Here is a 26,406-nt window from a genome sequence, read left to right as displayed (position 1 = left end):
GTACACACAAGGTGTACCGGGCCCCGCGGCGTTGCTCAGGCCGTGCCGTCCGTCAGGCGGACTTCCGGCTGTCGCGCGGATGCACGGCGATGTTCATGGCGCCGGAGCGAAGGACCGCCAGCCTCTCGGCCAGGACCTCCTCCAGTTCCTCGCGGGTGCGCCGCTCCATGAGCATGTCCCAGTGCGTACGCGCCGGCTTGCCCTTCTTCTCCTCGGGGCCGTCCCCGTCCACCAGGAGTGCCTGGCTGCCGCAGACCTTGCACTCCCACTCCGGCGGAATTTCCGCTTCCACCGAGAAGGGCATCTCAAAACGATGGCCCTTCTCGCATGCGTACTCCACGGCCTGGCGCGGGGCCAGATCGATGCCGCGGTCGGTCTCGTAGCTGGTCACCACGAGGCGCGTGCCGCGAAGAGCTCGCTCACTCATGAATCGTGCCTCCCGGGCTTGTCGCCCACAGGACAGGTGTCGCTGTCGTCGTCATCCGGTCAACGTCCGGTCGGCGGTAAAGATTCCCGTTCCGGGTCATGCGTCGCCCGTCGTGCCGCCCTTGTTCTACCCACCAGTGCCCGGTTTGTCACATCTGACAGCAGATGTCACCCAGCGTCTTCACCAAAGCAGCACGCAGTAACGGTCCGCCTGGCAGGCCAAAGGCGTACACTACCGGCCTTTCACTTCCGCGTCTAAATCCGCTCCGGAACCGGGTTGCCCGCGGCGGCCACGGCACGGCGTACCGGTACCCGCGCGAGCAGGAGAAAACCGGCCGCGAAGAAGATCACCAGGGAGATGATGGCATCTCGGTAGCTCCCGGTCAGCTGATACGCGAGTCCGAACACCAATGGGCCCAGCCAGCTCAGGCCGCGGTCGCTCATCTCGTAGGCCGAGAAGTACTCCGCCTCCTTGCCCCGCGGGACGAGATGTGAGAACAGCGACCGGGACAGCGCCTGGCTCCCGCCGAGCACCAGACCGATCGCCGCCGCCAGACAGAAGAACGCCACCGGCGCGCCGGCAGGCAGGAAGTACCCCGCGCCCAGGATCAGCGTCCAGATCGCCAGCGATCCCAGGATCGTGCGCTTGGCACCGTACGAACGGGCCAGCCGCCCCATGCCGAGGGCGCCCGCGACCGCGAGCACCTGGACCAGCAGCACCGCGGTGATCAGCGTCGTCTGGTCGAGGCCCAGTTCCTTGGAACCGTAGATCGACGCCTGGGAGATCACGGTCTGCACCCCGTCGTTGTAGACGAGGTAGGCGAGGAGGAAGGACAGCGTCAGCGGATACCGGCGCATGTCCTTCAGCGTCGCCACCAGCTGCCGCCAGCCTCCGCCGACCGTCCCCTCGCCCTGCGGCTGGACGTGCCGGTCGCGCAGCCGCCGCAGCGGCACGAGAGTGAAGGCGCCCCACCAGAGTCCGGCCGAGGCCAGGCAGATCCGCACCGCCGCCCCCTCGGAGAGCCCGAACGACTCGTGGCCCGAGTACAGGACGAGGTTGAGCACCAGGACGAGCGCCCCCGAGGTGTAGCCGAACGCCCAGCCGCGTGAGGAGACCGCGTCCCGCTCGTCCGGCTCGGCGATCTGCGGCAGATAGGCGTTGTAGAGCACCATCGAGACCGCGAGTGAGGCGTTCGCCACGATGAGCAGGAAGGCGCCCAGCAGATAGCGGTCGCCGCTCAGGAAGAACATGCCCAGCGTTGCGGCCGCGCCGGTGTACGCGGCGGCGGCGAGCAACGGCTTCTTGCGGCCTGTACGGTCCGCCACCGCGCCCACCAGCGGCATCACCACGACCGCCAGCAGGATCGAGGCCGAGACGGAGTACGCGAACAGCGAGCCGGCCCGCACCGGTATGCCCAGTGGGTGGACGAAGCCGTCCCCGTCCGCCGCCGACTCGGCGACCGCCGTCAGATAGGGGCCGAGGAAGACCGTGACCACGCTCGTCGAGTAGACCGAGCAGGCGAAGTCGTAGAAGTACCAGCCGCGCTGCTCGCGTCTGCGTTCGGCCGGATCGGCGGCGGACCGCTCCGGCTCTGTGGTGTCTGCAGTCAAGACCGCGGCCCCCTCGTTCGTCCCCGTGGTGGACGCGCGCTCAGACCCACACGCCCCGGTCGGTCATCACTGCACGCAACGTCTCCAGATGATCGGTCATGATGCCATCCACTCCCAGGTCCAGGAGAGAGTTCATGCGCTCCGGCTCGTTGACCGTCCACACGTGGACCTGGAGCCCTCGGGCGTGGGCCTCGCGCACGAAACGGCGGTCCACGACCGTGATACCGCCCTGGCGCTCCGGGACCTGCGCGGCGACCGCGCCCGCGCGGAGCGCCGCCGGGATGCCGAGGGAGCGCAGGCGCAGCCCGGCGATGCCCTTGACGCCGTACGAGGTCGCGAGCCGCGGTCCGGCCAGGCGCTGCGCCCGGGCCACCCGGCTCTCGGTGAAGGAGCCGACGCAGATCCGGTCCCACGCCCCGGTCCTGCGGATCAGTTCGACCAGCGGGACCAGGGAGGACTCGGCCTTGAGGTCCACGTTCCAGCGGGCCTCGGGGAACTCCTCGAGGAGTTCCTCGAAGAGCGGCAGCGGCTCCTTCCCGGCCACGCGCGCCTCGCGGACGGCGGCCCACGGGAGGTCGCGGATCCGCCCGGCGGTGTCCGTCACGCGGTCGAGCGTCGAGTCGTGGAAGGCGACGAGGGCACCGTCCGCGGTGGTGTGCACATCGGTCTCGAAGTAGCGGTATCCGGCCGCCGCGGCCCGGCGGAACGCCGCCGCGGTGTTCTCGAGGCCGTCCGCCGTGCCGCCGCGATGGGCGAACGGGATGGGGGACGGATGGTCCAGGTAGGGGTGGCGTACGCGAGTCACGGCCGCAGTATGGCCTGTTTCGGTGTCCCGGAGGCGACCACGGTGCTGCACGTGTCCTGCTCGGGGACGGCGAAGCGGCGCAGGAAGAACTGGGCGAGCGGGCCGATGGCGAGGGCGTAGAGGATCGTGCCGGCGCCGACCGAGCCGCCGAGCAGGAAGCCGGTGACGACGACGGCGACCTCGATCGCCGTGCGCACCGAGCGGATCGAACGGCCGGTGAGCCGGTGCAGTCCGGTCATCAGTCCGTCGCGCGGCCCCGGGCCGAAGCGGGCGGCGATGTACAGCCCGGTCGCCGCCCCGTTGAGGACGATGCCGAGGACGAGAAGGGCGATCCGCGGGGCGAGCCCGTCGAACTCCGGGGCCAGCGCGAGGGTCCCGTCCATGGCCACACCGATGACGAAGACGTTCGACACGGTGCCGAGGCCGGGCTTCTGCCGGATCGGGATCCAGAGCAGCAGCACGGCCGCCCCGACGATGATCGAGACGACCCCGATGGTCAGTCCGGTCCGCTCGGCCAGGCCCTGATGGAGGACGCCCCAGGGCTCCAGGCCGAGGCCGCCGCGCACCAGGAGCGCCGAGCTGATCCCGTACAGCGCCAGTCCGATGTACAGCTGCGAGAGCCGGCGGGGCACATGACGGCCGGTGAGCCGGCCGCGGAGGCCGGAGGCGATGGACAAGTGGTGCCCCCTGTGTGGTGGTGGTGGACTGACTCATGACACTCTGTGGCGGGGGATCGGACGCCAACCATGGCCAATTCGAGGAAGGTGGACTGAGTTCCATGGCTCAGTGGACCTCTGCGGTCGGGGCGACTCAGCTCGCTCGACAGCTCCAGGCGCAGCAGCCCCGCCCGGCCGGGCCGGGCACGCGCAAGCCGCCCGCCTACCGCGCGCTGGCCGACGGGATCCGGCTCCTCGTCCTGGAGGGCCGGGTGCCGGTCGCGGCCCGGCTGCCCGCCGAGCGCGAGCTCGCGGTCGCGCTGACCGTGAGTCGTACGACGGTGGCGGCCGCGTACGAGGCGCTGCGCGCCGAAGGGTTTCTGGAGTCCCGGCGCGGGGCCGGCAGCTGGACCGCCGTACCGGCCGGGAACCCGCTGCCCGCGCGCGGCCTCGAACCGCTGCCGCCGGAGTCGCTCGGCTCGATGATCGACCTCGGCTGCGCGGCGCTGCCCGCGCCCGAGCCCTGGCTCACCCGGAGCGTCCAGGGCGCGCTGGAGGAACTGGCGCCGTACGCCCACACGCACGGCGACTACCCGGCGGGGCTGCCCGCGCTGCGGCAGATGCTCGCCGACCGGTACACCGAGCGCGGCATCCCGACCATGCCCGAGCAGATCATGGTCACCACCGGCGCGATGGGCGCGATCGACGCCATCTGCCACCTCTTCGCCGGGCGCGGCGAGCGGATCGCCGTCGAGTCGCCGTCGTACGCGAACATCCTCCAGCTCATGCGGGAGGCCGGCGCCCGGCTCGTCCCGGTGGCCATGGCCGAGGGGCTGGCCGGCTGGGACCTGAACCGCTGGCGTCAGGTGCTGCGGGACGCGGCCCCCCGTCTCGCGTACGTCGTGGCCGACTTCCACAACCCGACCGGCGCGCTGGCCGACGAGGACCAGCGGCGGCAGTTGGTGGACGCGGCCCGCTCGGCGGGCACGGTGCTCGTCGTCGACGAGACGATGTCCGAGCTGTACCTGGACGACCGTGCGCAGATGCCCCGGCCGGTCTGTGCCTTCGACCCGGCAGGCGCGACCGTGCTGACGGTCGGCTCCGCGAGCAAGGCGTTCTGGGCGGGCATGCGGATCGGCTGGGTCCGGGCCGCTCCCGACGTGATCCGCTCACTGGTGGCCGCTCGGGCCTACGCGGACCTCGGGACCCCGGTCCTGGAGCAGCTCGGCGTCAACTGGCTGATGCGGACGGGCGGCTGGGAGCAGGCGGTCACCATCCGTCGCACGCAGGCGCGTGAGAACCGTGACGCGCTGGTCGCGGCCGTGCGGGCGCAGTTGCCGGAGTGGGAGTTCGACGTCCCGGCCGGCGGCCTGACGCTCTGGGTCCGCACGGGCGGGCTCTCCGGCTCGCGGCTCGCGGAGGTCGGCGAGCGCGTGGGTGTCCGGGTGCCCTCGGGGCCGCGGTTCGGTGTCGACGGCGCCTTCGAGGGGTACGTACGGCTGCCGTTCACCGTCGGCGGCCCGGTCGCCGAGGAGGCGGCGTCCCGTCTGGCGGCCGCGGCCCGGCTGGTGGAGTCGGGTGCGGGGACGGGCAACGAACAGCCCCGGTCCTTCGTGGCGTAGGGCGTGACGCGCGCGTTGTGGGCGCCCGTTCTGCCGGGGCGGAACGGGCGGGAACAACGGGACGGCGTCCCCGCGGACGCGTTCCGCTGACCAGCGCTCCTACCCCCCCGGGGCGTTGTGCCTTCGGATGCTTCGGGGGGCGGGGCGGGGCGCGGGGTGGTGGCGCGGTCAGCCCTCGGCCGGGACCGGGGCGTGGCGTGGCGGCGGACCGGGGTCCGGAGAGGGCGAAGGACCGGGCGCAGGCGCCGGGCCGAGGTCCAGGGCGGGCCCCGGGTCCGGGTCCGGAGCCGATCCGGGGGCCGCCGGGACCGCCGTCGTCGTCGCGTCCTGTCGTTCCGGCAGGAGCGCCAGGACGGCCTGGCGGTGCGACTCGCTCGTCGCGTCGTCGTACGGGTCCGGCGTGGCCGGCACTTGAAGGCGCAGGACCGGCCCCGTACCGAGGCGGGCGTAGCCACGGCCCGGAGGGACGACCGGGACCGGGGTGGTGTGGGGCGCGGCACCGAGGACCCACTCGATCTGGTCGGGCGAGGCGGGGCCGAGCACGACCCGGGCGCGTGTGTGCGTCCGTACCGTCTCGCTCAGCGTGTCCACGCTGTCGAACTGCTCCGCCACCACCACCGTGACCTGCGCGGCCCGTCCGTGCCGCAGCGGCACCTGGAGGAGCTCCTGGGGGTCGCGCCGCCCGTCGGCCGCCGCCAGGTGACCGAGGATGCTCGGCCGGTCGAGCAGGATCCACAGCGGGCGCCGGGTGTCGTCGGGGGCGGGACGGCCAGCCTGACGGGCCCGGTTCGCCGCGATGAGCCGCCGCTCCGTCTCGTGCGCCGCCCACTCCAGGCTCGCCAGTGCGCCCGCGAGGCCGCACTCGACGGCCAGGACACCGGCGCGGCCGGTCAGACATGCGTACTCGCCGGTGCCGCTGCCCTCCACGATCAGGACGTCGCCGTGCGGCAGGGCCTGCAGGGCGATCGAGCGCAGCAGCGAGGTCGTGCCGCTGCCGGGCTGGCCGACGGCGAGCAGGTGCGGCTCGGTGGAGCGCGGGCCCGTCCGCCAGATGACGGAGGGCGCGTCCTCCTCCCCGTCGGACGCGACGACCGGCACCGTCCGCTGCACGGCGTCGGCATCGGTGAAGCCGAGCACGGTCTCGCCGGGCACGGTGACGAACCGCTGGGCTGCGATCGTCGTGGGCAGGGCGGACAGCACGCTCATGACGAGCTGGTTGCCCTCCTCGTCCCAGTCGAAGCGGTACTCGCGGCCGCGCCCCGACTTGGCATGCAACAGCTGCTCGATCCGGGCGCGCGAGGCGGCCTCGCCGTCGGTGAAGTACGCGGGGTACTTGATCCGCAGGCGCGTCAGGCGCCCGCTCTCGTCGAAGGCGTGGTCGCCGAAGGCGCGGCTCCAGTCGCCACCGTGGGCGAAGAGGGGAGCGGGGTCCTCGGGGACCGAGAAGTAGGGCACAAGGGCCTCGTAGAGGCCCTTGAGGCGTTCGATCTCCGAGTCGTCGGGCCCGGTCTTGACGACCGGGCGCTCACGGCCCGTCCACGCGGCCGCCCCCATCACCGTGACGAGGGCGAGCAGCGGACCGTAGGGGACGAGCGCGACGACGAGGACGCAGGCCGCGACCAGGAGCAGCGTGGGACCGCGCCGCTCCTTGGGGGTCGCGGCCCACCTGGCACGCGCGGTCGCGGCCAGCCTCCGCAGACCACGAGTGATCGTGATCAGCGGATGGAGCACATCGGTGGCGCTGTCGGCGGCCGTGCGCGCGATCTCTCGACTGCGAGCGATCCGGTCGCTGCCGCTGCTCAGAATGCGGGGGAGTGGTCGCCGGGCCACGTCGTACTCCTGGAGTTGTGGAAGGGACTGTCGGGCGTCAGAACTTGATCCCGCCCAAGAGGCTGGCGAGGCTCTGGCCGCCTGCTGTGATGCTCGGGGCGATGGCGGTGCCCGCGAGGTAGAAGCCGAACAGCGCGCTGACGAGGGCGTGGGACGCCTTCATCCCGTCCTTCTTGAAGAACAGGAAGCAGATGATGCCGAGCAGGACCACGCCTGAGATGGACAGGATCATGAGGTGTTCTCCTGGTTGAGGGGACAGTCACCATGAGTCCTTCCAGGTTCACAGCAAGTATCTATGCGATTAAAGGTGCATATGGGTGAATGTCGGGCGATTTCACTTGACTGGCGGATGTGGAGGTCTCGCCCGGGTGGCGAAACGCGCGGAGCGCGCTAGCACGGGAGGCGCTCGCGCCCCGGATGAGCTGCGGTGATCTTTGCCGTGGACGCCCCGCGTCATGTCGCCGGACGGGCAGTACCCTGTCGATTCACTCGTACGGCGGCGGATGCCGTGCGGGCGTCACGGTTCCGTGGAGAGAGAGGCGGGAACATCCGATGAGCGAGACTCCGGACCCCGAGGTCGTCGAGCTGGCGAGCAAGGTCTTCGACCTGGCGCGCACAGGGGACGCGGAGACGCTGGCCGCCTACCTGGACGCGGGCGTCCCCGCGAACCTCACCAACGACAGGGGCGACTCGCTCGTCATGCTCGCCGCCTACCACGGGCACGCCGACGCGGTCACCGCCCTGCTGGCGCGGGGTGCCGACGGCGACCGCGCCAACGACCGCGGACAGACTCCGCTCGCGGGCGCGGTCTTCAAGGGCGAGGACGCCGTCGTCCGCGCGCTGCTCGCCGGCGGCGCAAATCCGGAAGCGGGGACTCCGTCCGCCGTGGATACTGCTCGGATGTTTGGGAAGGCAGAACTCCTGGAGCTGTTCGGCGCCCGGTGAGGTCCCGGTGAAGATCGGGGGCGAGATCCGGGTGAACGGGCACTGAACCCCAGGTGAGAGCGGTGTCGTAAATGTGGTCGCGGTGGCGAAATGGCTGGGTCATCATGACGTCGGGCCCGCAAGGGGCCACCGACGAGAGGCAGAGGAAGATGGTCAACACCAAGCGAAGGACGACGGGCGGCTCGACATGTTGCTGCGCGGCCTAGGCGATCACCAGTGCCCCGTACTTCCGGTCGTGTCGACAGCTTGATGTGAGGCGTCTTCCATGTTCGATCCAGTCATAGCGCCGAGCGGCACCCTGCTCGGCCTGCTGCAGAGGGGCCGCGGCGACGGCACCCTGCACGCGCTCGCCGCCCCCCGTGCCGAGGCCCTCGCGGCCCTGAACCACTGCGTTCTCAGCGACCCCCGCCACGACTGGCAGGTCGAGAACCGGTCGCTCTACTACGCACGGCTCTACCTCGACCTCGCCGGCGGGCTCGAGGAGATCGAGGCCCACCTCTTCGGCGCCGAGGACCACTTCGACACCGGGGAGAACCGGACCGGGCTCGCGCTCGCCGTCCTCGGGCACCTCGCCTCCTACGGCCGCCAGGACGCCCTGGTGCTGCTGCGGCGGTACGCCGCGACCGGCACCAACTGGGCGTGGGCCCTCGACGAGCTGGCCCTGCGTGACGACGACGCGGGCCTTCGCTCGCTCGCCCTGCCCGTCCTCGCCCGCTTCCCGGCCGGCCCGGAGGGCGACGCCGACCTGTCGAGCGCCGTACGGGACGCCTTCGAGCCCCGTCCGTGGCGGCTGTGGGCCGAGGACCGGCGCGAGGCCGTGGGCGCCCGGGTCAGGGCAGCCCAGGAGCGAGGCTCCTTCGACCGCTGGCAGCGCCAGATGCGGCCGAGCGGGCCCCGCCCCGGCTGGAGCGTCCAGGCGGTCTTCGACTGGGCCCAGGAGGGTCTGGAGCGCGGCGCCGTGCTGCACGGGCCCGCCGCCCGCTGTCTCACCGCCGTCGCGGGACCCGAGGACCGGCCGCTGATCGTCGAGGCCGCCCGCTGCGGACCCGACGGGGCGCGCTGCGCCGCCCTGCACTACCTCGCCGAGTCACGCGATCCCGCCGTCCTCGACCTCATCGAGGCAGCGGCCGACAGCGACTCCCGTACCGTCGCCGAGGCCGCCGTCGCCGCCTTCGAGCGGATGTGCGGCGAGGCCGCCGTCGACCGTGCGCGCGGCTGGGTCCACCGGCCCGACGCGCTCGGCACCGCCGCCGCGGGCGTCCTCGCCTGCCGGGGTGGCGCCAAGGACGCCACGCTCGTCCTCGGAGCCCTGCGTGAGACCGTGCGGTCCGCGGGTCCCGACGCGACCGCCCTCTACACCCTGGTCGACGGCGCCGGGCGCCTCGGCATCGCCTGCGCCGCCCCCGTGCTGCGCCACGTCTACCGGGAGACCGCCTCCTCCCAGCTCCGAGGCCGAACCGCCCGCGCCCTCGCGGCCACCGACCCGACGTTCCCGACGGGCTTCGCCGTCGAATGCCTCTGGGACTGCGAGGAGACCACGCGCGAAGTCGCCGCGCTGCACGCCGAGACCGGCGACGTCCGTGTCGCGGAACGACTGCGGCGGCTCGCCGTCGACCCGGCCGAGGAGGCCGAGGTCCAGACGGCGGTCCGTAACCGGATAGGCCCGGACCTTCAGGTCTGACCCCGGGCCCGCCCCGTCGGGCCCGACCCCTCGCGCCCGACCGCGGGTCCGACGCCGGGGCGCGGCTCTCCGACCGCGGGTCCGACGCCGGGGCCCAGGGTCCGGCCCGGGCGCGCCCCCGGCCTTGGTTCCATCCGACCCCGGGCCAGAGTTCGCGCCACCCAGCGGCGGGTCCGACCCGGGCCCGAGCCCGGCCGCAGGCCCGCCCCGGGCCCGGCCCCGCCCCCGGCCTCGGGTCCGTCCGGCCTCGGCCTCGGCGCCCTGACGTGTGGCGCCCCGGGCTCGGGCCCAGACCCCGGGCCTGCGGGGGTGGGCGACGGCTCGCCCGGCCGGGTACGCAGGCCACGCGGGTGCCCCGCGGCGGTACCGTCCCCGGGGATGGACCAGGCGCCTGCGCGACGCGCGTCCGGCGCCGCCCGGCCCGAGGGGCAAACGCTCATGGGACGTTCCCCGGGCGTCCAGATGCATGTCGGCGGGAACACGCCGGGCGCGACGACAACACCGGTATGCGTGTCGTCATCGTCACCGAATCCTTCCCACCCGATGTCAATGGTGTGGCGCACTGCGCCCAGCAGACCGCGCGCCACCTCGTCCGCCGTGGTCATGACCCGCTCGTCATCGCCCCGGCCGTCGCCGGATCCACCGACACCCCGGACGCCGACGCGCCCTGCCAGGTCGTGCGCGTACCGTCCCTGCCCCTGCCCGGCTACCCCCAGGTGCGCGTCGCCCTCCCCAGCCGCCGCCTCGCCACGGCCGTCGCCGCCCATCGGGCCGACGTCGTCCACCTGGCCGGCCCCTTCGTGCTCGGCGTACGCGGCATGGCGGCCGCGACCCGCCTCGGACTGCCCGCCGTCGCCGTCTACCAGACCGACCTCGCCGGCTACGCCCGCACCTACGTCGGCACCGGGGAAGGCGCCGCCTGGCGCAGACTGCGGGCCGTCCACGGCGCCGCCGACCGCACCCTCGCGCCGTCCACCGCCGCCGCGCGTGACCTGGAGACGCACGGCATAGGCCGCATCCGGCTCTGGGGGCGAGGCGTCGACACCGTCCGTTTCCGCCCCGACCTGCGCGACGACGGCCTGCGCCGCGAACTCGCTCCCGACGGCGAACTCATCGTCGGCTACATCGGCCGCCTCGCCCCGGAGAAGCGGGTCGAGCTGCTCTCCGGTGTGTGCGGACTGCCCGGCGTACGGGTCGTGGTCGTCGGCGACGGCCCCAGCGAGCCCGCGCTGCGCGCCGCCCTGCCAGACGCCCGCTTCCTCGGCCGTCGCACGGGTGACGAGCTGGCGCGGATCTTCGCCTCGCTGGACGTGTTCGCGCACACCGGCCCGTACGAGACCTTCTGCCAGACGGTGCAGGAGGCGATGGCGAGCGGCGTCCCGGTCGTCGCCCCGGCCGCCGGCGGGCCGCTGGACCTCGTCGACCACCGCCGGACCGGTCTCCTCGTCCCGCCGGACGACACCACCGCGCTACGGGACGCCGTCACCTCGCTCGCCGAGGCGCCGGTCCTGCGGGCCGTCTACGGGCGGGCGGGCCGGGCGGCCGTCGAGGGCCGGACCTGGGAGGCCGTGGGCGACGAGCTGATCGGCCACTACCTGGAGGTCCTGCGCGAGCGGACGGCGGTGGCGGCATGAGAGGCCCCGCGATACCCCGGCCGCTGCGCATCGTGCGGCTCGCCAACTTCGTCACCCCCACCTCGGGGGGCCTGCGCACCGCCCTCGAACAGCTCGGCCGCGGCTACCTCGCCGCCGGGCACGAGCCCGTCCTGATCGTCCCCGGAGACGTGGAGAGCGACCGGATCACCGATCAGGGGCGGATCATCACCCTCCCCGGACCCGTGCTCCCCGCCACCGGCGGCTACCGCGTCCTCGCCGACCGGCGCCGCGTCCGCCGGATCCTGGAGGAGCTCGCCCCGGACCGCATCGAGGTCTCCGACCGCACGACCCTGCGCTGGACGGGGGAGTGGGCGCGACGCGCCAGGGTGCCCTCGGTGATGGTCTCCCACGAGACGGCCGACGGCGTCCTGCGGACCTGGGGCGTGCCCCCGGCCGCCGCGGCCCGCGCCGCCGACCGGCTCAACCGCCGTACGGCGTGGGGGTATTCGCGGATCGTCTGCACGACCGAATGGGCGGAGCGGGAGTTCGTACGGATCGGGGCCCGCAACGTGCTGCGCGCGCCGCTCGGCGTGGACCTGGACCGTTGCCGGCCGGGGCGGCGCAGCACCGTTCTGCGGGCCAGGCACGCGGACGGCGAGCGGGTGCTGCTGCTGATGTGCTCGCGGCTCTCCGTGGAGAAGAGGCCCGGAACCGCCCTGGACGCCCTCGCGCACCTGCGCGGCCAGGGGGTGCGCGCTGCGCTCGCCGTGGCGGGTGAGGGTCCGCTGCGGGGCGCTCTGGAGCGGCGGGCGCGGGAGGAGCGACTTCCGGTGCGCTTCCTGGGGCACGTCGACGACCGCGAGACCCTGGCCGACCTCCAGGCCTCCGCCGACCTCTGCCTGGCCCCCGGGCCTGCCGAAACGTTCGGTCTCTCGGCCCTGGAAGCCCTCGCCTGCGGGACCCCCGTCGTCGCGAGCGCCTCCTCCGCGCTCCCCGAGGTCATCGGCGACGCGGGTGCCTGCGCCACGGACGACGCGGCCTCCTTCGCGGAAGCCGTCCGTAAGGTGCTCGACCGCCCGGAGCCGCCCCGTCGCGCGGCGGCACGCGCGCGTGCCGAACTCTTCGGCTGGGACCGCTCCATCGCCGCGTTCCTCGACGCCCACGACGCGGCGCAGACCACGATCCGCGTGGCGCCGCAGGGGGTGCGGACATGACGACCGCCCGGACATCGGATCCCGTCGCCTGGATACCGGATCCATCCTCCCTGGCAGGGGATCCCATCGCTCGGACATCGGATCCATCCTCCCGGGCATCGGATCCATCCTCCCGGGCAGGAGATCCCATCGCCCGGACATCGGATCCGATCGTCGAGGTGGGCACCGCCGTCCCGTCCCAGACCGGCGACACGCGCATGGACGTCATCCCCGCCCCCCGTCGCGAAGCCTGTGCCCATCCCGTGACGTCCGCGTCGACCGCCACTCTCGTGCCGCCCGCACCGCTCCGCTTCGCCGTGCTCGGGGACTCCCTCAGCGAGGGCGTCGGCGACCGCGTCGACGGCACCTGGCGCGGCTGGGCCGCGCTGCTCGCCGCCGGGCTCGCGGGACCCGGGCAGCACCTCGAATTCCGTAACCTCGCGATCAGCGGCGCCCAGAGCAGGGAGGTCGCCGAACGGCAGGCACCCGAGGCCGTGGCGTTCCGCCCCCACCTCGCCTCCGTCGTCGTCGGCGTCAACGACACCCTGCGCCGTACCTTCGACATCGAACAGCTCGCCCGCCGGCTCGACCGGGTGTGCGCGGACCTCACCGCGAGCGGGGCCGTACTCCTCACCGCCTGCCTGCCAGACCCCGGCCGGATGCTCGGCCTCCCCCCGCCGCTCGCCCGCCCGCTCGCACGGCGTCAGAAGGCCGTCAACACCCTCGTCCACGCGCTCTCCGCCCGCTACGACGCCGTCCACCTCCATCTCGCCGACCGCACTTGGACCGACGACCGTGCGCTGTGGAGCGCCGACCGGCTCCACCCCTGCGAACGCGGCCACCGGGCGATCGCCGCGCGGTTCCACGCGCTGCTCTCCGCCCGGGGCCTCGCCCACGGCACGGCGCCCTCGCCCGACCCCGAACAGCCGCCGCCCACCCGTACGGAGGCGCTGGTCTGGCTCGCCACCGCCGGCACCGGATGGGTGATGCGACGCTGCCACGACCTCCTGCCCCAGCTGCTGCACCTGGCGGGCTCCGAGCTGCGGCACCGGGCGGGCGGCACCGACGCCCGGCTCGACCGGCGGGCCGAACACGCCCTGGCCGCCGCGCTCGCGGCGGTGTCCCTGGCCCCGCCGGTGGCCACAATGGGGGAATGACAGAGCGCTGGGAGTTCTGGATCGACCGTGGCGGCACGTTCACCGACGTCGTGGGCCGGCGGCCCGACGGGCGGCTGGTCACCCGCAAGATCCTCTCCCACGACCCCGCCCACCCGCGCGACGCGGCCGTCGCCGGAATCCGCCTCCTCCTCGGGCTCGGCCCCGACGAGCCGGTGCCCGCCGACCGGGTCGCCGTCGTGAAGATGGGCACGACCGTCGCCACCAACGCACTCCTGGAGCGGCGCGGCGAGCCGACGGTCCTCCTCGTCACCGAGGGCTTCCGCGATGCCCTGCGGATCGCCTACCAGAACCGGCCTCGCCTCTTCGACCGCCACATCGTGCTCCCCGAGGCCGTCTACGAGCGCGTCGTCGAGGTCCCCGAGCGGGTCGACGCCCAGGGCCGGGTGGTGCGGCCGGTCGACGAGGACGCCGTCGCCCAGGAGCTGCGGTCCGCCCACCGCGACGGCTACCGCTCCGCCGCCGTCGTCCTCATGCACGGCTACCGCAGTCCCGAACACGAGCGCCGGATCGCCGACCGCGCCCGCGCCCTCGGCTTCACCCAGGTCAGCTGCTCCCACGAGGTCAGCCCGCTCATCAAGCTCGTGCCCCGCGGCGACACCACCGTCGTCGACGCCTACCTCTCGCCGATCCTGCGCCGCTACGTCGACGAGGTGGCCCGCGAACTCGCCGGAATCCGGCTGATGTTCATGCAGTCCAACGGCGGCCTGCGCGAGGCCGCACACTTCCGGGGCAAGGACGCCGTCCTGTCCGGCCCCGCCGGCGGCGTCGTCGGCATGGCCCGCACGGCCGGACAGGCGGGGTTCGACCGGGTCATCGGCTTCGACATGGGCGGCACGTCCACCGATGTGTCGCACTACGCGGGCGAGTTCGAGCGTGAACTGGGTACACAGGTCGCCGGTGTACGGATGCGCGCGCCGATGATGAACATCCACACCGTCGCCGCGGGCGGAGGCTCCGTCCTGCACTACGACGGGCAGCGCTACCGGGTCGGCCCCGACTCCGCGGGCGCCGTCCCCGGCCCCGCCTGCTACCGCCGCGGCGGCCCGCTCACCGTCACCGACGCCAACGTGATGCTCGGCCGCGTCCAGCCCGCCCACTTCCCCGCCGTCTTCGGACCCGACGGCGACCAGCCGCTGGACGACACCGTCGTACGAGAGAAGTTCACCGCCCTCGCCCGGGAGATCGGAGGCGGCCGCACCCCCGAGGAAGTGGCCGCGGGTTTCCTGGAGATCGCCGTCCTCAACATGGCCAACGCGGTCAAGAAGATCTCCGTCCAGCGCGGCCACGACGTCACCCGCTACGCCCTCACCAGCTTCGGCGGCGCGGGCGGCCAGCACGCCTGCGCCGTCGCCGACGCCCTGGGCGTCGACACCGTCCTCGTACCACCGCTGGCCGGCGTCCTCTCCGCGTACGGCATCGGGCTCGCCGATGCCACGGCCATGCGTGAGCAGTCGGTCGAGGCCGAACTCGACGCGGAGGGGACGTACGCGCGCGTGACGGGACTCTGCGACGAACTCGCCGAGCGCACGACGCAGGAGCTGCGCGCCGACGGGCTGCCCGACTCCGCGATCACCACCCACGCGCGCGTGCTGCTGCGCTACGCCGGAACCGACGCGAGCCTTCAGGTCGGCCTCGCCCCGGCGGAGGAGATGCGCGCTGCGTTCACGGCCGTCCACCGCGCGCGGTACGCCTTCACCATGGACCGGCCCCTGGTCGTCGAGGCCGTCTCCGTCGAGGCCGTGGGACTCGCCGGGCCGCACGGCCCCGTGGCCGTCGAAACGGCGGAGCGCGCCGGGGAACGGTCCGCGGAGCCCGCGCCCCGGGCGTCCGTACGGACGCACAGCGGGCGGTCCGCGGAGCCCGCGCCCCGGGCGACCGTACGGATGCACAGCGGCCGTGTCGGCGCAGACACCCCGCTCCACCGCCGCGACGACCTGCGCCCGGGCGACACCGTCACGGGACCCGCGATCCTCGCCGAGGCCGATGCCACCACCGTCGTCGACCCGGGCTGGCAGGCCACGGCCGGCGACGGCGGACACCTCGTCCTCACCCGCGCGACCCCCCGTCCCGCGCGCGTGGCGGTCGGCACGGACGTCGACCCGGTCCTCCTGGAGGTCTTCAACAACCTCTTCATGGCGATCGCCGAGCAGATGGGCGTACGACTGGAGAACACCGCCCACTCCGTCAACATCAAGGAGCGACTCGACTTCTCCTGCGCACTGTTCGACCCCGAGGGCAACCTCATCGCCAACGCACCCCACATCCCCGTACACCTCGGCTCCATGGGCGAGTCCATCAAGGAGGTCCTTCGGCGCGGCGGCGACTCCCTGCGCCCCGGCGACGTCTACGCGATCAACGACCCGTACCACGGCGGCACCCACCTGCCGGACGTGACCGTGGTGACCCCGGTCTTCGCCGAATCCGGCGACCGGCTGCTCTTCCTCGTCGCCTCGCGCGGCCACCACGCGGAGATCGGCGGCATCACCCCCGGCTCCATGCCGGCCTTCAGCCGGACCGTCGACGAGGAAGGCGTCCTCTTCGACAACTGGCTGCTCGTACGGGACGGGCGGCTGCGCGAGGAGGAGACCAGGGCGCTCCTCACCGGGGCCCCGCACCCCTCCCGCGACCCGGACACCAACCTCGCCGACCTCCGCGCCCAGATCGCCGCCAACGAGAAGGGCATCGAGGAACTGCGCAGAATGGTCGACCAGTTCGGCCTGGACGTCGTTCACGCCTACATGCGGCACGTGCGCGCCAACGCCGAGGAGTCCGTACGGCGGATCGTGGCCGGTCTGCGGGACGGCTCGTACCGCTACGAGACCGACACCGGCGCCGTCATCCAGGTGGCGGTCCGCGTCGACCGCGAACGGCGCTCCGCCGTCCTCGACTTCACCGGCACCTCGCCGCAGCAGGAGGGCAACGCCAACGCCCCCACCTCCGTCGTGACGGCCGCGGTTCTGTACGTCTTCCGTACCCTCGTGGACGACGACATCCCGCTCAACAGCGGCTGTCTGGAGCCCCTGGAGGTCCAAGTACCGGCCGGCTGCATGCTCGCGCCCTCCTACCCGGCCGCGACCGTCGCCGGGAACGTGGAGACCTCCCAGGCGGTCACCGGCGCCCTCTACGCTGCCCTGGGCGTCCAGGCCGAGGGCTCGGGCACGATGAACAACGTCACGTTCGGCAACGCGCGCGTGCAGTACTACGAGACCGTGGCGAGCGGCTCGGGCGCGGGCGACGGCTTCGAGGGCGCCGACGCCGTCCAGACCCACATGACCAACTCCCGGCTCACGGACCCCGAGATCCTGGAGTGGCGCTACCCGGTCCGGGTGGACTCCTTCGCGCTACGGAAGGACAGCGGCGGGCGCGGCCGGTGGCACGGAGGGCAGGGTGTCGAACGCCGGATCCGCTTCCTCGAACCGATGACGGTCGCCCTGCTGACGGGCCACCGCCGGATCCCGCCGTACGGCATGGCCGGCGGAGAGCCGGGCACACGCGGCGAGAACCTCGTCGAACGCGCCGACGGCACCGTCGAACACCTCGCCGGAATCGACACCACCGACGTAGGCCCGGACGACGTCCTGATCCTCCGCACCCCCGGCGGCGGAGGCTACGGCCCACCACGCTGACGACTCGCCGTCGGACAGGCGCGGAAGCGCCGGACGCCTCAGACGCCCAGAGCCGGCTGGGCGGACGGAGTCCGTCGCCTTCGGCGCAGGGGAGTCGCGCAAGGGATTCAGCCCGTCGGCACGAAGCGCACCACAGTCCCCGGAGCCGCCTGCGCGGCAGCGGCGAGGTCGGCCTCCCGGGCCACCGCGACCACCGGGTAGCCGCCGGTCGTCGGATGGTCCGCGAGGAAGACCACGGGACGGCCGTCCGGAGGCACCTGCACCGCGCCCAGAACCATGCCCTCGCTGGGGAGTTCGGCGGTGATCGACCGCTCCAGAGGCGGTCCCTCGGTGCGCAGGCCGATCCGGTTGGAGGCGGCGGACACCCGGTACGCGCGCGTGGCCAGGGTGCGGAGCGCCCCACGGGTGAACCAGTCGTCGCGCGGCCCCAGCCGGACCCGCAGGACGAGTTCGTCCGGCGGACCCGGCCACGGAGGAGCGTCGACCGACCCCCGTACGGCCGATTCCGCTCCCAGCGGCAGCACGGCCCCGTCCGCCAGCGGCGCCGGGCCGAGCCCGGACAGCAGGTCGGTGGAGCGGCTGCCGAGGACGGGTTCGACCCGGATCCCTCCGCCGAACCCCACGTACGACCGCAGACCACGGACGGCGCGGCCGATGTCGAGGAGGGCGCCCGCCGGCACCCGGACCGCCGTGCCCCAGGCGACCGGCCGTCCGTCGACGGTGACCGGGCACGGCGCGCCGCCCACGGCGGCCGTGACCGCGCACCGGGGCCGCACCGCACACCCGTCGACCGTGGTCTCCAGGACCGCCGCGTCCTCCGGATTGCCCACCAGCCGGTTCACCAGCCGCGCCGCGCCCGGATCCAGCGCCCCGGAGCGGGGTACGCCCAGATGCGCGTACCCGGTCCGCCCGAGGTCCTGCACGGTGGCCAGCGCTCCGGACCGTACGACGGCGAAAGCACGATCGGTCACCGGCGCTCCACCACGAAACGCACCCGGGCACCGGGCGTCAGGAGCGCGGCGGGCTCGCGCCCCGCGTCCCACAGGACCGCGTCCGTGGAGCCGATCAACTGCCAGCCACCGGGGGAGGAGCGTGGATACACGCCCGTGTACGGCCCCGCGAGCGCGACGGAACCGGCCGGGACGGAGGTACGCGGGGTGGCCCGGCGCGGCACCTGGTACGGGTCGCCGAGACCGGTCAGATAGCCGAAGCCGGGGGCGAACCCGCAGAACGCGACCCGGAACTCGCACGCCGAGTGGATCCGTACCGCTGTCTCCACGGACACCCCCCACAGCGCGGCCACCTCGGCCAGATCAGGACCGTCGTAGCGGACCGGGACCTCGACGGCCCGCTCCACGCGCGCGTGGAGCGGCGGAATCGTCCACTCCCGCAACTGGCCCGCAAGGAGGTCCGGAGCGTCGACCCCGTCGAGCAGGACCGTCCGCGCCGCCGGCACGATCTCCCGTACGGGCGGCAGCACACCGCCCGCGCGACGGCGCAACAGCTCGGCGTGGAACGCCTCCGTCTCCGTGCCGCTCCCCAACTCGACGAGCAGCGCCCGCTCGCCCACCCGGAACACCCGCCGCGCCTTCACGCGAACGCCTCCACCCCGACGCCGCTCGCCTCCAGCTCGGTGCGCACCCGCCGGGCGAGACCCACCGCGCCCGGGGTGTCCCCGTGCAGGCAGAGCGAGCGCGCCCGCACGGCGACCGACGTCCCGCAGTACGCGGTCACGACCCCGAACCGGGCCATGGACACCGAGCGTTCGACGACCTCCGCCGGGTCGGTGACGACGGCTCCCTCCTGCCCCCGTGGCAGCAGGGAGCCGTCCGCCGTGTACGCCCGGTCGCCGAAGGCCTCGGCGACCACCGGCAGCCCCGCCTTCTCCGCGGCCCCGTGGAGCCGGGAGCCCGGCAGACCGAGCACCGGCAGCCCGCCGCCCGCGAGAAGCACACCGTCGACGACCGCCGCCGCCTGCTCCTCGTCGCGGACCACCCGGTTGTAGAGCGCGCCGTGGGGTTTGACGTACGAGACCCGCGAGCCGGCGGCCCGGGCGAAGACGTCGAGCGCGCCGATCTGGTACGCGACCTCGGCCGCCAGCTCGTCCGCCGGGACGTCCATCGAGCGGCGCCCGAAGCCGGCCAGATCGCGGTACGAGACCTGGGCCCCGATCCGTACGCCCCGCGCGGCGGCGAGTTCGCAGACCCGGCGCATGGTGACCGCGTCCCCGGCGTGGAAGCCGCAGGCCACGTTGGCGCTGGTGACGACGGAGAGCAGCTCCTCGTCGTCGGTGAGCGTCCAGCGGCCGAAGCCCTCTCCGAGGTCGGCGTTGAGGTCGATCGAGGCCCCCGTCATGGTCCCTTCCTTCCGGTCGTACGGCCGTGCGTGCGGTGCGGGCACCGAGACGGGGTGGGCCTGTGTGTGGCCGGGTGCCCAGCCGGCCGTGGGGAGGTACATCCCGCCCGTGCACGCGCGCGTGCCGTCCCCGGGCCGTGAACCGCCGTCCTTGTCATGCGAGTTCCCTTCCGCGGGTCTCCGGCAGGCCGAGCAGGGCGAGGACCGCGAGGCCGTAGCCGATGGCCCCGAAGACCAGCGCGCCGCCGACGCCCCAGCTCTCGGCGAGGAAGCCCACCAGGGTCGGGAAGACCGCGCCCACCGCGCGGCCGGTGTTGTACGTGAAGCCCTGCCCCGTTCCCCGTACTGCCGTCGGGTACAGCTCGGCGAGGAAGGAGCCGAACCCGCTGAAGATGGCCGACATGCAGAAGCCGAGGGGGAAGCCGAGCACGAGGAGGAGCGTGTTCGCTCCGGACGGGATGTTCGTGTAGGCGAGGACGGAGAGCGCCGACAGGGCGGCGAAGAGCGCGATGTTCTTCTTCCTGCCGAGAAGGTCCGTGAGATAGCCCCCGGTCAGATAGCCGATGAAGGCTCCGGAGATCAGGAACGTCAGATAGCCGCCGGTGCCCACGACCGTCAGGCCCCGCTCGGTCTTCAGGAAGGTCGGGACCCAGGTGGCGAGGGTGTAGTAGCCGCCCTGCACGCCGGTCGAGAGGAGCACCGCGAAGAGCGTCGTACGCAGCAGGGACGGCTTGAAGATGGCGGTGAAGGAACCGCGTTCGGTGGCGGTGCGCCGGATCTCGGCGGCCTGTGGGGCGTCCTCGACGTTCCGCCGGACGTAGACGACGAGCAGCGCGGGCAGGGCGCCCGTCCAGAACATGACCCGCCAGGCCAGGTCGGCGTCGACGAACGCGAAGACGAGGGTGTACACGATCACCGCGAGCGCCCAGCCGGCCGCCCACGCGCTCTGGATGCCGCCGAGGGTACGGCCCCGGTGCTTGGCCGAGGCGTACTCGGCGACCAGGATCGCGCCGACCGCCCACTCGCCGCCGAAGCCCAGGCCCTGGAGGGCACGGAAGAGCATCAAGGTCTCGTAGTTGGGCGCGAAGCCGCACAGGACGGTGAAGAGCGCGTAGGTGGCCACGGTGATCATCAGCGCCTTCACACGCCCGATGCGGTCGGCCAGGATGCCGGCCAGCGCGCCCCCGATCGCCGAGACGACCAGGGTGACCGTGGTCAGCAGACCGGTCTGGCCCTTGTCGAGGCTGAAGTAGGCGGCGATGGCCACCATCGAGAGGGGCAGGGTGAAGAAGTCGTAGGAATCCAGGGCGTATCCGCCGAACGCGCCGCCGAAGGCGCGCCGGCCGCGCGGCCCGAGGGCGCGCAGCCAGGCGAACGCGCCTGTGTCGTCGGGCCGTTCGCCCCGGGTCTGCTGCTTGGTCTGTGCCGTGCTCATGTGCACCTCGCAGAGGGGAGGAGGCGTGCTGAGTGACGTACTGGAGGACCGTGCGGTGCCGTCAACGTAGAGGATCGTTCAACGATCCGACAAGAGGTATGTCGTCATGTTCTTGTGTCCGCCCAGGACCTGGTATTGACTCGGCCGCGGACGACGAAAGGATCGGGGCGCGGTGGGCGGAATCGGCGAACTCGCGGACGACCGGGCACTGCTCGGACGGACCAGCACGGCGGAACGGGTGGCGGACATCCTGCGGACCCGGATCGCCGAGGGCTTCTTCCCGCCCGGCACCCGGCTCTCCGAGGACAGCATCGGCGGCGCGCTCGGGGTGTCCCGGAACACACTGCGTGAGGCGTTCCGCCTGCTCACCCATGAGCGGCTGCTCGTCCACGAGCTGAACCGCGGCGTCTTCGTCCGGGTGCTGGCCGTCGAGGACGTCGCCGACATCTACCGCACCCGCCGCCTCGTCGAATGCGCCGTCGTCCGGGGCCTCGGGCAGCCGCCGTTCGCCCTGGACGGTCTCGCCGCCGCGGTCGAGGAGGGCGTGGAGGCGGCGCGCACGGAGGACTGGAAGGGCGTCTCCACCGCCAACATCCACTTCCACCGCGAACTGGTCGCCCTGGCCGGCAGCGCGCGCACGGACGAACTGATGCGGGGCGTCCTCGCGGAACTCCGCCTCGCCTTCCACACCGTGGACGACCCGCGGAGCCTCCATGAACCTTATCTCGTACGAAATCAGGAAATTCTGGACGCACTGCTCGCCGGTGAACGCGCGACGGCGGAACGACTGCTGGCCCGCTATCTCGACGACTCCCGCACCCGGATCGTCGAGGTGTACGCGAAGGCGGTCGAGCAGCCGGAGGCCCCCGGGGACTGAGCCGCCCGCGCCGACGCGGGCCGCCGCCGTGCTACCACGTCCCCTCACGCGGCGGGGTCGCATCTGCGCCGTTTCGACCGTTGTCAGTTCGAGGACCTAATCTGTGCACCGTGACTTCGCCTGCCTCGACGGACTTCGTTCCGCCCCAGCTCAGCGCGGGGCCGCGGCCCGCGCAGGGTCCGGCCGCCGACGAAGGGCTCGCGCGGCGGCTTCGCGCGCTCGCGTGCACCGCCCCGCTGCACGACCTGGACACGCGCAAGGCGAACCTGGCCGGCGAGTACTCGGTCTACGCGATGGCCGAGGTCGCCCTCGCCGCCATCGACCTCGTCACACTCAACATGGACTTCGACACGGGCGCCGACCACGAGCAGATCGTCGCCCGCCTCCTGCCCCGCGTCGCCGCCCAGGCCCCCGTCCGCCCCGCCGCCGAGCACGAGCGCGTGGCTCGCTGGGTCCTGGAGAACCTGATCAACGTCGGCAGCGTGGACCGCGGCTTCCGAGCCGTGTACGGCACGTTCGGCGCCGACGGCGTCTACACCCGCCGTGACTACGACTTCAAGCTGATCGAAGAGGTCCCCGGCTACGGCGGCGGGGTCTACCTCCGTACCACGGACGAAGCGGTCAACGTCCTGGTCGGCGCCCTCGACACCGATGTCACCAGCGCCCAGATCGCCGCCGAGGTCAAGCTGGAGGTCCTGATCAGCCGCGGCAGGCTCGCCGACGCCCAGCTCGCCGCCGAGCAGGCGCGGTACCGGACCGTGCAGTACGCCGAGACCCTCCGCAAGACTCTGGAGGCGACCCGGCGCAACGTCCGCGCGGTGGACTGGCTGCAGGCCGTTCCGGACATGATCGCCGAGGCGCTCGACCACGTCGCCGACCGCTACCGCCACGAGAACGCGATCCTCACCAACATCCGCAAGGCCCGTGACGAGGCCGAGGACCCGGAGCACAAGCGCCGCGCCGCCGAGCTCGTCGACATCGTCAAGGACTGCATCCGCCGCCACACCCAGCTCCAGTCCCGCCTCCTGGAGGCGGGCCCCCTCTTCCGCGCGGAGCAGGACCGGCAGGCCTTCGCCGCCCCCACCTCGTACACCGGCATAGACCTGTACGGGCAGCTGGTCGCGCCGATCCTGCCGCTCCCCGTCGAGCAGGCGATCAAGGTCACGGACGCGTTCTTCGCGCGGGGCACGGGGCTGCGCACCCCGGGCTCCGTGCGCGTCGGCGACCTCGTCGAGATGCTCCTCACCCCGCCCGTCGAGCGCGAGCACCTCGGCGCGGAGATGCCCGAGCCGGACCTGATCGCCACGCCCGACGACAGCCGCTTCAGCGAGGAGCAGCTGGCGAGCGCGATGGAGCTGCTCGACCTGGAGCACGACGCCCCGCGCCGGCTCTCCGGCCTGCTCGCCGAGGCCCGCCTGCGCGACCCCGAACTTCCCTACCTGGTCGCCCTGCTCGCCGTGCACGCGGCGAGCCCCCCGGTCGGCACGGCGTACCGCCAGGGCGAGGAGCGCCTGCTCTTCGCCGTCGACGACGGTACGCAGCTCGACGACCCGGAGTTCGGCGGCGCCGATCTGATAGTGGGCACAGCGCTCCTGGATGCGCTGGGCATGGCAGCTGACCGCACGGAGGCCTCATGACCACCGACCAGGCGACGCCCGGCGCCATGCCGGACGCGACGTCCGAGCCGCTGCCGGTCCCACCGGTGCGCTCCGAGGACGTGCCCACGGCGGAGGGGCCCGCGGTGGTGGAAACGCCCGCGGAGGGGTCCGTCGACGCGGGCCCCGCCCCGGCCACGGCGGCGCGTCCGCCCGCGCCCGCCCGGCGGAGCCCCGCCCCGTACGTGCGCGCCGTCCGGCTGACCCCGGCCCGCGCGCCCGAGCCCGGCGCCCACACCCCGCCCCGGCGGCGCGCCGTGAGCGTGACGCCCGTCCGCCTCCCGGTGCCCCGCCCCGAACCCACCGCACCACCGACCACCAGCCCTCCCGAGGAGCCCCAGCCGTGAGCGAACACCACGCCGAGCACGCCGACGCGTGGAGCGAGCCGGAGCCCCCGCACACCGCCGCCGCACCGCACCCTGCCGCCGTACCGCACCATGCCGCCGCACCGCACACCGCCGCCGCGCCCGTCACCCCCGCCGACGCGGCCGACGCCGCGCGGCTCGTGTCGTTCGGACTACAGCCCAAGCTGCTGCCCGCCCGGGACGCCGAGTACACCGAGCTGCTCCGGCGCTACCGCGAGGACCCCGCCTTCGCGCGCCTCGCCGACGCCGTCGCGACCGGACTCGGACTCGTCGTCCTGGAGGTCTCCCCACGTGCGGGCATGGCCGTCACCGCCGGCGAGGACTCCGTCTTCGCCGTCCGCATGGGCGACTACGCCCGCCGTGCCTCCACCGACTCCGCCGACCGCTTCCTGCACGGCCTCGCCCACCTCGCCGTCGCCGCCATGGCGTTCCCCCGGCCCGAGGACCTCGCCGACGACGGGTACATCGGCCGCCTCACCGTGAACGGCGTCGACGCGTTCGTACGTCAGGCCTGCCGCCGCCTCGAAGAGCGCGCCGAGCAGCAGGGCGAGAACACCGACCCCGCCTCCGACACCCCCGGTCTGGAGTCCGCCTGGCGGATCTACGCCCGCCGCAGCTCCACCGGAGCCACCAAGGACGCCCGCCGCCTCGCCAGCTCCACCACCGGCATCGTCGGCAAGGCCGTCGCCTTCCTCACCGACTCGGGCTTCCTGCAGCGCACCGGCGACGACGCGGGCGGCGCCTACCGCACCACCGCCCGCTACCAGCTCCAGGTCCGCGACATGGCCGGGAGCGCCACCATGGCCGAGCTGCTCGACCTCGGCGTCGTCCCGGTCAGCGACGGCTCCGCCACCCTCCTGCCGCCGCCCGACGGCGACGACCTGGAACTCGCCGCCGACGCCGGCCTCCCGTTCCATGCGTAACCGCCCCGCGTAATCACAGAACCAGTCGACGAGAGTCCGCCGCCATGTACGAGTTGTCCCGGGTCCGCCTCTACTCCATCGGTCCCGCCGGTGCGCGTTACGCCGACACCGTCCTGGACCTGCGCGGAGTCGGCGCCCCCGTGCCCCACCCCGCCCCCACCCAGGCGGAGTTCTTCGAGGAGGAGCCGGTCGGCCCACCGCGCCGCCCCGCCCCCGCGGGCGTGCTCTTCCTGGAGAACGGCGGCGGCAAGTCCGTACTGCTCAAGCTGATCTTCTCGGTCATGCTCCCCGGCCACCGCAACACCCTCGGCGGCGCCAGCTCCGGCGTGCTGCGCAAGTTCCTGCTCGCCGACGACTGCGGCCATGTCGCCCTGGAGTGGCAGCACACCCTCACCGGTGAGCTGGTCGTCGTCGGCAAGGCCAGCGAATGGCGCGGACGCCAGGTCTCCAACGACCCGCGGAAGTTCGCCGAGGCCTGGTACTCCTTCCGCCCCGGCCCCGGCCTGAGCCTCGACAACCTGCCCGTCGCCGAGGCCACGTCCGTCCGCCCGCCCGTCGAGGGCGCGTCCGGTGCCCAGGGCCGCCGCCGGACCATGAAGGGCTTCCGGGACGCCCTCACGGACGCGGGCAAGGCTTACCCGCACCTGGAGGTCTACTGGGAGGAGATCCACGACCGCTGGAACGAGCACCTCGGCGACCTGGGCCTCGACCCCGAACTCTTCCGCTACCAGCGCGAGATGAACGCCGACGAGGGCGAGGCCGCCGGCCTCTTCGCGGTGAAGAAGGACTCCGACTTCACCGACCTGCTCCTGCGGGCCGTGACCGACACCCGCGACACCGACGGGCTCGCCGACCTCGTCAGCGGCTTCGGCAACAAGCTCGGACGGCGCGCCGAACTCACCGCGGAACGCGACTTCACCGCCGGTTCCGTCGACCTCCTCGGCCGTATCGTCGAGGCCGCCGAGACGCGGGCACGCGCGCGTGACATCCACGCCGGGGCAGAACGCCGCACCCGTACGCTCGCCCGTCGGCTCTCCGCCCGCGCCACCGAGGAACGCTCCCGCACCGCCGAACTCGCCCAGCAGGTCACGTCGGCGGCCCACGCCGTCTCCGAGGCCGAGACGGGCCGCGGCCGCAGCTCCCTCATCGCGGCCGAACTGGCCTACCGGCACGCCTCCCTGGCCCTGACCGTCGCCGAGAAGGGCGCCGCCTCCCAGCGCCGCGAACTCACCGACGCCCGTACGCTGCACTCCGCCTGGCAGGCCGCCGAGGCCGTGCTCCGCCACCGGGCGGCGGGCGACCGCTCCGCGCGCGTGGCCGCCGCCATCCGCGAGGCCGAGCGCGACGCCGCCCCCGCCCTCGCCGCCCGTGCCAGGGCCGCCGCCGATCTCGTACGGGCCCTGCACGCCGCCGCGGAGGACGGCGAGCGCCACGCCGCCGAGGAGGAGGAGCGCTCGGCGGCCCTCCAGGAGACCGGCGAGACCGCCCACCGCGACGCCACCGTCGCGGCCACCGAGGCCCAGCGCGCCCGCAGCGAGGCCGGACACCTGCGCCAGCGCCTCGCCGAGGTGGAGCAGGAGACCGCCGAGGCGGTACGGGCCGGCTGGCTCGACGACACCGCCCCGGAC

At 73.5% G+C, this 26,406-nt stretch carries 21 protein-coding genes and 1 pseudogene; 12 read left to right on the top strand and 10 right to left on the bottom strand.

All coding sequences use genetic code 11. From position 1 onward, the window contains the following. Positions 1–52: 52 nt before the first annotated feature. From ACFUJR_RS33255 to ACFUJR_RS33240, 4 genes are all read right to left on the bottom strand, one after another. Complete coding sequence (locus ACFUJR_RS33255; protein ID WP_026278069.1) at positions 53–427, bottom strand: RNA polymerase-binding protein RbpA; 375 nt, start codon at positions 425–427, stop codon at positions 53–55. A gap of 254 nt (positions 428–681) precedes the next feature. Next, positions 682–2,037 (bottom strand): MFS transporter, encoded by a 1,356-nt coding sequence (locus tag ACFUJR_RS33250; RefSeq protein WP_383168225.1) that lies wholly within the window; start codon positions 2,035–2,037, stop codon positions 682–684. Between the two features lie 40 nt (positions 2,038–2,077). Further along, positions 2,078–2,842, bottom strand: a complete 765-nt coding sequence (locus ACFUJR_RS33245) for a glycerophosphodiester phosphodiesterase family protein (protein WP_383168228.1) — start codon at positions 2,840–2,842, stop codon at positions 2,078–2,080. Next, positions 2,839–3,519 carry a YitT family protein gene (locus ACFUJR_RS33240; protein ID WP_383168231.1) on the bottom strand — a complete coding sequence of 227 codons (681 nt, stop codon included), beginning with the start codon at positions 3,517–3,519 and terminating at the stop codon, positions 2,839–2,841. Before ACFUJR_RS33240 ends, ACFUJR_RS33245 begins: the two co-directional genes overlap by 4 nt. 101 nt (positions 3,520–3,620) lie before the next feature. Here ACFUJR_RS33240 and ACFUJR_RS33235 point away from each other — a divergent pair, with 101 nt between their 5' ends. Then, positions 3,621–5,120 (top strand): PLP-dependent aminotransferase family protein, encoded by a 1,500-nt coding sequence (locus tag ACFUJR_RS33235; protein WP_383168234.1) that lies wholly within the window; start codon positions 3,621–3,623, stop codon positions 5,118–5,120. A 168-nt stretch (positions 5,121–5,288) separates the two neighbouring features. Here the strand turns inward: ACFUJR_RS33235 and ACFUJR_RS33230 are convergent, their stop codons facing one another. Together ACFUJR_RS33230 and ACFUJR_RS33225 are read right to left on the bottom strand one after the other, a co-directional pair. Next, positions 5,289–6,950: a hypothetical protein gene (locus ACFUJR_RS33230; protein ID WP_383168237.1), complete on the bottom strand. Its 1,662-nt coding sequence runs from the start codon at positions 6,948–6,950 to the stop codon at positions 5,289–5,291. A gap of 37 nt (positions 6,951–6,987) precedes the next feature. After that, a complete protein-coding gene (locus ACFUJR_RS33225; protein WP_046907412.1) occupies positions 6,988–7,182 on the bottom strand; it encodes a hypothetical protein in 195 nt (64 codons plus the stop codon). A gap of 320 nt (positions 7,183–7,502) precedes the next feature. On the opposite strand from ACFUJR_RS33225, the gene ACFUJR_RS33220 reads away from it, so the two are divergent. The 6 genes from ACFUJR_RS33220 to ACFUJR_RS33195 all read left to right on the top strand — a co-directional run bounded on the left by ACFUJR_RS33220 (position 7,503) and on the right by ACFUJR_RS33195 (position 17,168). Further along, a complete protein-coding gene (locus tag ACFUJR_RS33220; protein WP_383168240.1) occupies positions 7,503–7,895 on the top strand; it encodes an ankyrin repeat domain-containing protein in 393 nt (130 codons plus the stop codon). A 265-nt stretch (positions 7,896–8,160) separates the two neighbouring features. Beyond that, positions 8,161–9,576: a HEAT repeat domain-containing protein gene (locus ACFUJR_RS33215; protein WP_383168243.1), complete on the top strand. Its 1,416-nt coding sequence runs from the start codon at positions 8,161–8,163 to the stop codon at positions 9,574–9,576. Positions 9,577–10,082: 506 nt separating this feature from the next. Next, entirely contained in the window at positions 10,083–11,210 is a 1,128-nt protein-coding gene (locus tag ACFUJR_RS33210; protein WP_383168246.1) for a glycosyltransferase family 4 protein, read from the top strand. Continuing rightward, positions 11,207–12,385: a glycosyltransferase gene (locus tag ACFUJR_RS33205; protein ID WP_383168249.1), complete on the top strand. Its 1,179-nt coding sequence runs from the start codon at positions 11,207–11,209 to the stop codon at positions 12,383–12,385. Before ACFUJR_RS33210 ends, ACFUJR_RS33205 begins: the two co-directional genes overlap by 4 nt. Before the next feature lie 158 nt (positions 12,386–12,543). Continuing rightward, on the top strand, positions 12,544–13,521 hold the full coding sequence (locus ACFUJR_RS33200) for an SGNH/GDSL hydrolase family protein (protein ID WP_383168252.1): 978 nt from the start codon (positions 12,544–12,546) through the stop codon (positions 13,519–13,521). Further along, the gene (locus ACFUJR_RS33195) at positions 13,518–17,168 is read left to right on the top strand and encodes a hydantoinase B/oxoprolinase family protein (RefSeq protein ID WP_383168255.1); all 3,651 of its coding nucleotides are present in this window, start codon (positions 13,518–13,520) and stop codon (positions 17,166–17,168) included. The genes ACFUJR_RS33200 and ACFUJR_RS33195 overlap by 4 nt, the downstream gene beginning before the upstream one ends. 107 nt (positions 17,169–17,275) lie before the next feature. Here the strand turns inward: ACFUJR_RS33195 and ACFUJR_RS33190 are convergent, their stop codons facing one another. The 4 genes from ACFUJR_RS33190 to ACFUJR_RS33175 form a co-directional block, all read right to left on the bottom strand. Further along, positions 17,276–18,139: a biotin-dependent carboxyltransferase family protein gene (locus tag ACFUJR_RS33190; RefSeq protein WP_383168258.1), complete on the bottom strand. Its 864-nt coding sequence runs from the start codon at positions 18,137–18,139 to the stop codon at positions 17,276–17,278. Continuing rightward, a complete protein-coding gene (locus tag ACFUJR_RS33185) occupies positions 18,136–18,762 on the bottom strand; it encodes an allophanate hydrolase subunit 1 (RefSeq protein WP_383168261.1) in 627 nt (208 codons plus the stop codon). The genes ACFUJR_RS33190 and ACFUJR_RS33185 overlap by 4 nt, the downstream gene beginning before the upstream one ends. Continuing rightward, positions 18,759–19,523 (bottom strand): LamB/YcsF family protein, encoded by a 765-nt coding sequence (locus tag ACFUJR_RS33180; protein ID WP_383168264.1) that lies wholly within the window; start codon positions 19,521–19,523, stop codon positions 18,759–18,761. Before ACFUJR_RS33180 ends, ACFUJR_RS33185 begins: the two co-directional genes overlap by 4 nt. A gap of 154 nt (positions 19,524–19,677) precedes the next feature. Further along, positions 19,678–20,958, bottom strand: coding sequence for an MFS transporter (locus tag ACFUJR_RS33175; RefSeq protein ID WP_383168267.1), 1,281 nt, complete (start codon positions 20,956–20,958; stop codon positions 19,678–19,680). Between the two features lie 172 nt (positions 20,959–21,130). Here ACFUJR_RS33175 and ACFUJR_RS33170 point away from each other — a divergent pair, with 172 nt between their 5' ends. From ACFUJR_RS33170 to ACFUJR_RS33150, 5 genes and pseudogenes are all read left to right on the top strand, one after another. Further along, positions 21,131–21,835 carry a GntR family transcriptional regulator gene (locus ACFUJR_RS33170; protein ID WP_383168270.1) on the top strand — a complete coding sequence of 235 codons (705 nt, stop codon included), beginning with the start codon at positions 21,131–21,133 and terminating at the stop codon, positions 21,833–21,835. 110 nt (positions 21,836–21,945) lie between these two features. After that, on the top strand, positions 21,946–23,472 hold the full coding sequence (locus ACFUJR_RS33165; RefSeq protein ID WP_383168274.1) for a hypothetical protein: 1,527 nt from the start codon (positions 21,946–21,948) through the stop codon (positions 23,470–23,472). Further along, on the top strand, positions 23,469–23,837 hold the full coding sequence (locus ACFUJR_RS33160) for a hypothetical protein (protein WP_383168277.1): 369 nt from the start codon (positions 23,469–23,471) through the stop codon (positions 23,835–23,837). Before ACFUJR_RS33165 ends, ACFUJR_RS33160 begins: the two co-directional genes overlap by 4 nt. Continuing rightward, positions 23,834–24,778, top strand: coding sequence for a hypothetical protein (locus ACFUJR_RS33155; protein ID WP_383168280.1), 945 nt, complete (start codon positions 23,834–23,836; stop codon positions 24,776–24,778). The genes ACFUJR_RS33160 and ACFUJR_RS33155 overlap by 4 nt, the downstream gene beginning before the upstream one ends. Positions 24,779–24,822: 44 nt before the next feature. Next, a pseudogene (locus tag ACFUJR_RS33150) lies at positions 24,823–26,406 on the top strand (hypothetical protein); the annotation flags it as partial.

The organism is Streptomyces sp. NPDC057271 (genome assembly GCF_042668715.1).
Taxonomy (GTDB): Bacteria; Actinomycetota; Actinomycetes; order Streptomycetales; family Streptomycetaceae; genus Streptomyces.
This window is presented reverse-complemented; position numbering and strand designations above follow the sequence as displayed.

Bases quoted from the DNA above. Each gene is read 5' to 3' on its own strand.
- ACFUJR_RS33205 (WP_383168249.1), top strand. From the start codon at position 11,207: ATGAGAGGCCCCGCGATACCCCGGCCGCTGCGCATCGTGCGGCTCGCC.
- ACFUJR_RS33180 (WP_383168264.1), bottom strand. From the start codon at position 19,523: ATGACGGGGGCCTCGATCGACCTCAACGCCGACCTCGGAGAGGGCTTC.
- ACFUJR_RS33175 (WP_383168267.1), bottom strand. From the start codon at position 20,958: ATGAGCACGGCACAGACCAAGCAGCAGACCCGGGGCGAACGGCCCGAC.
- ACFUJR_RS33210 (WP_383168246.1), top strand. From the start codon at position 10,083: ATGCGTGTCGTCATCGTCACCGAATCCTTCCCACCCGATGTCAATGGT.
- ACFUJR_RS33215 (WP_383168243.1), top strand. From the start codon at position 8,161: ATGTTCGATCCAGTCATAGCGCCGAGCGGCACCCTGCTCGGCCTGCTG.
- ACFUJR_RS33160 (WP_383168277.1), top strand. From the start codon at position 23,469: ATGACCACCGACCAGGCGACGCCCGGCGCCATGCCGGACGCGACGTCC.
- ACFUJR_RS33255 (WP_026278069.1), bottom strand. From the start codon at position 427: ATGAGTGAGCGAGCTCTTCGCGGCACGCGCCTCGTGGTGACCAGCTAC.
- ACFUJR_RS33220 (WP_383168240.1), top strand. From the start codon at position 7,503: ATGAGCGAGACTCCGGACCCCGAGGTCGTCGAGCTGGCGAGCAAGGTC.
- ACFUJR_RS33225 (WP_046907412.1), bottom strand. From the start codon at position 7,182: ATGATCCTGTCCATCTCAGGCGTGGTCCTGCTCGGCATCATCTGCTTC.
- ACFUJR_RS33195 (WP_383168255.1), top strand. From the start codon at position 13,518: ATGACAGAGCGCTGGGAGTTCTGGATCGACCGTGGCGGCACGTTCACC.
- ACFUJR_RS33235 (WP_383168234.1), top strand. From the start codon at position 3,621: ATGGCTCAGTGGACCTCTGCGGTCGGGGCGACTCAGCTCGCTCGACAG.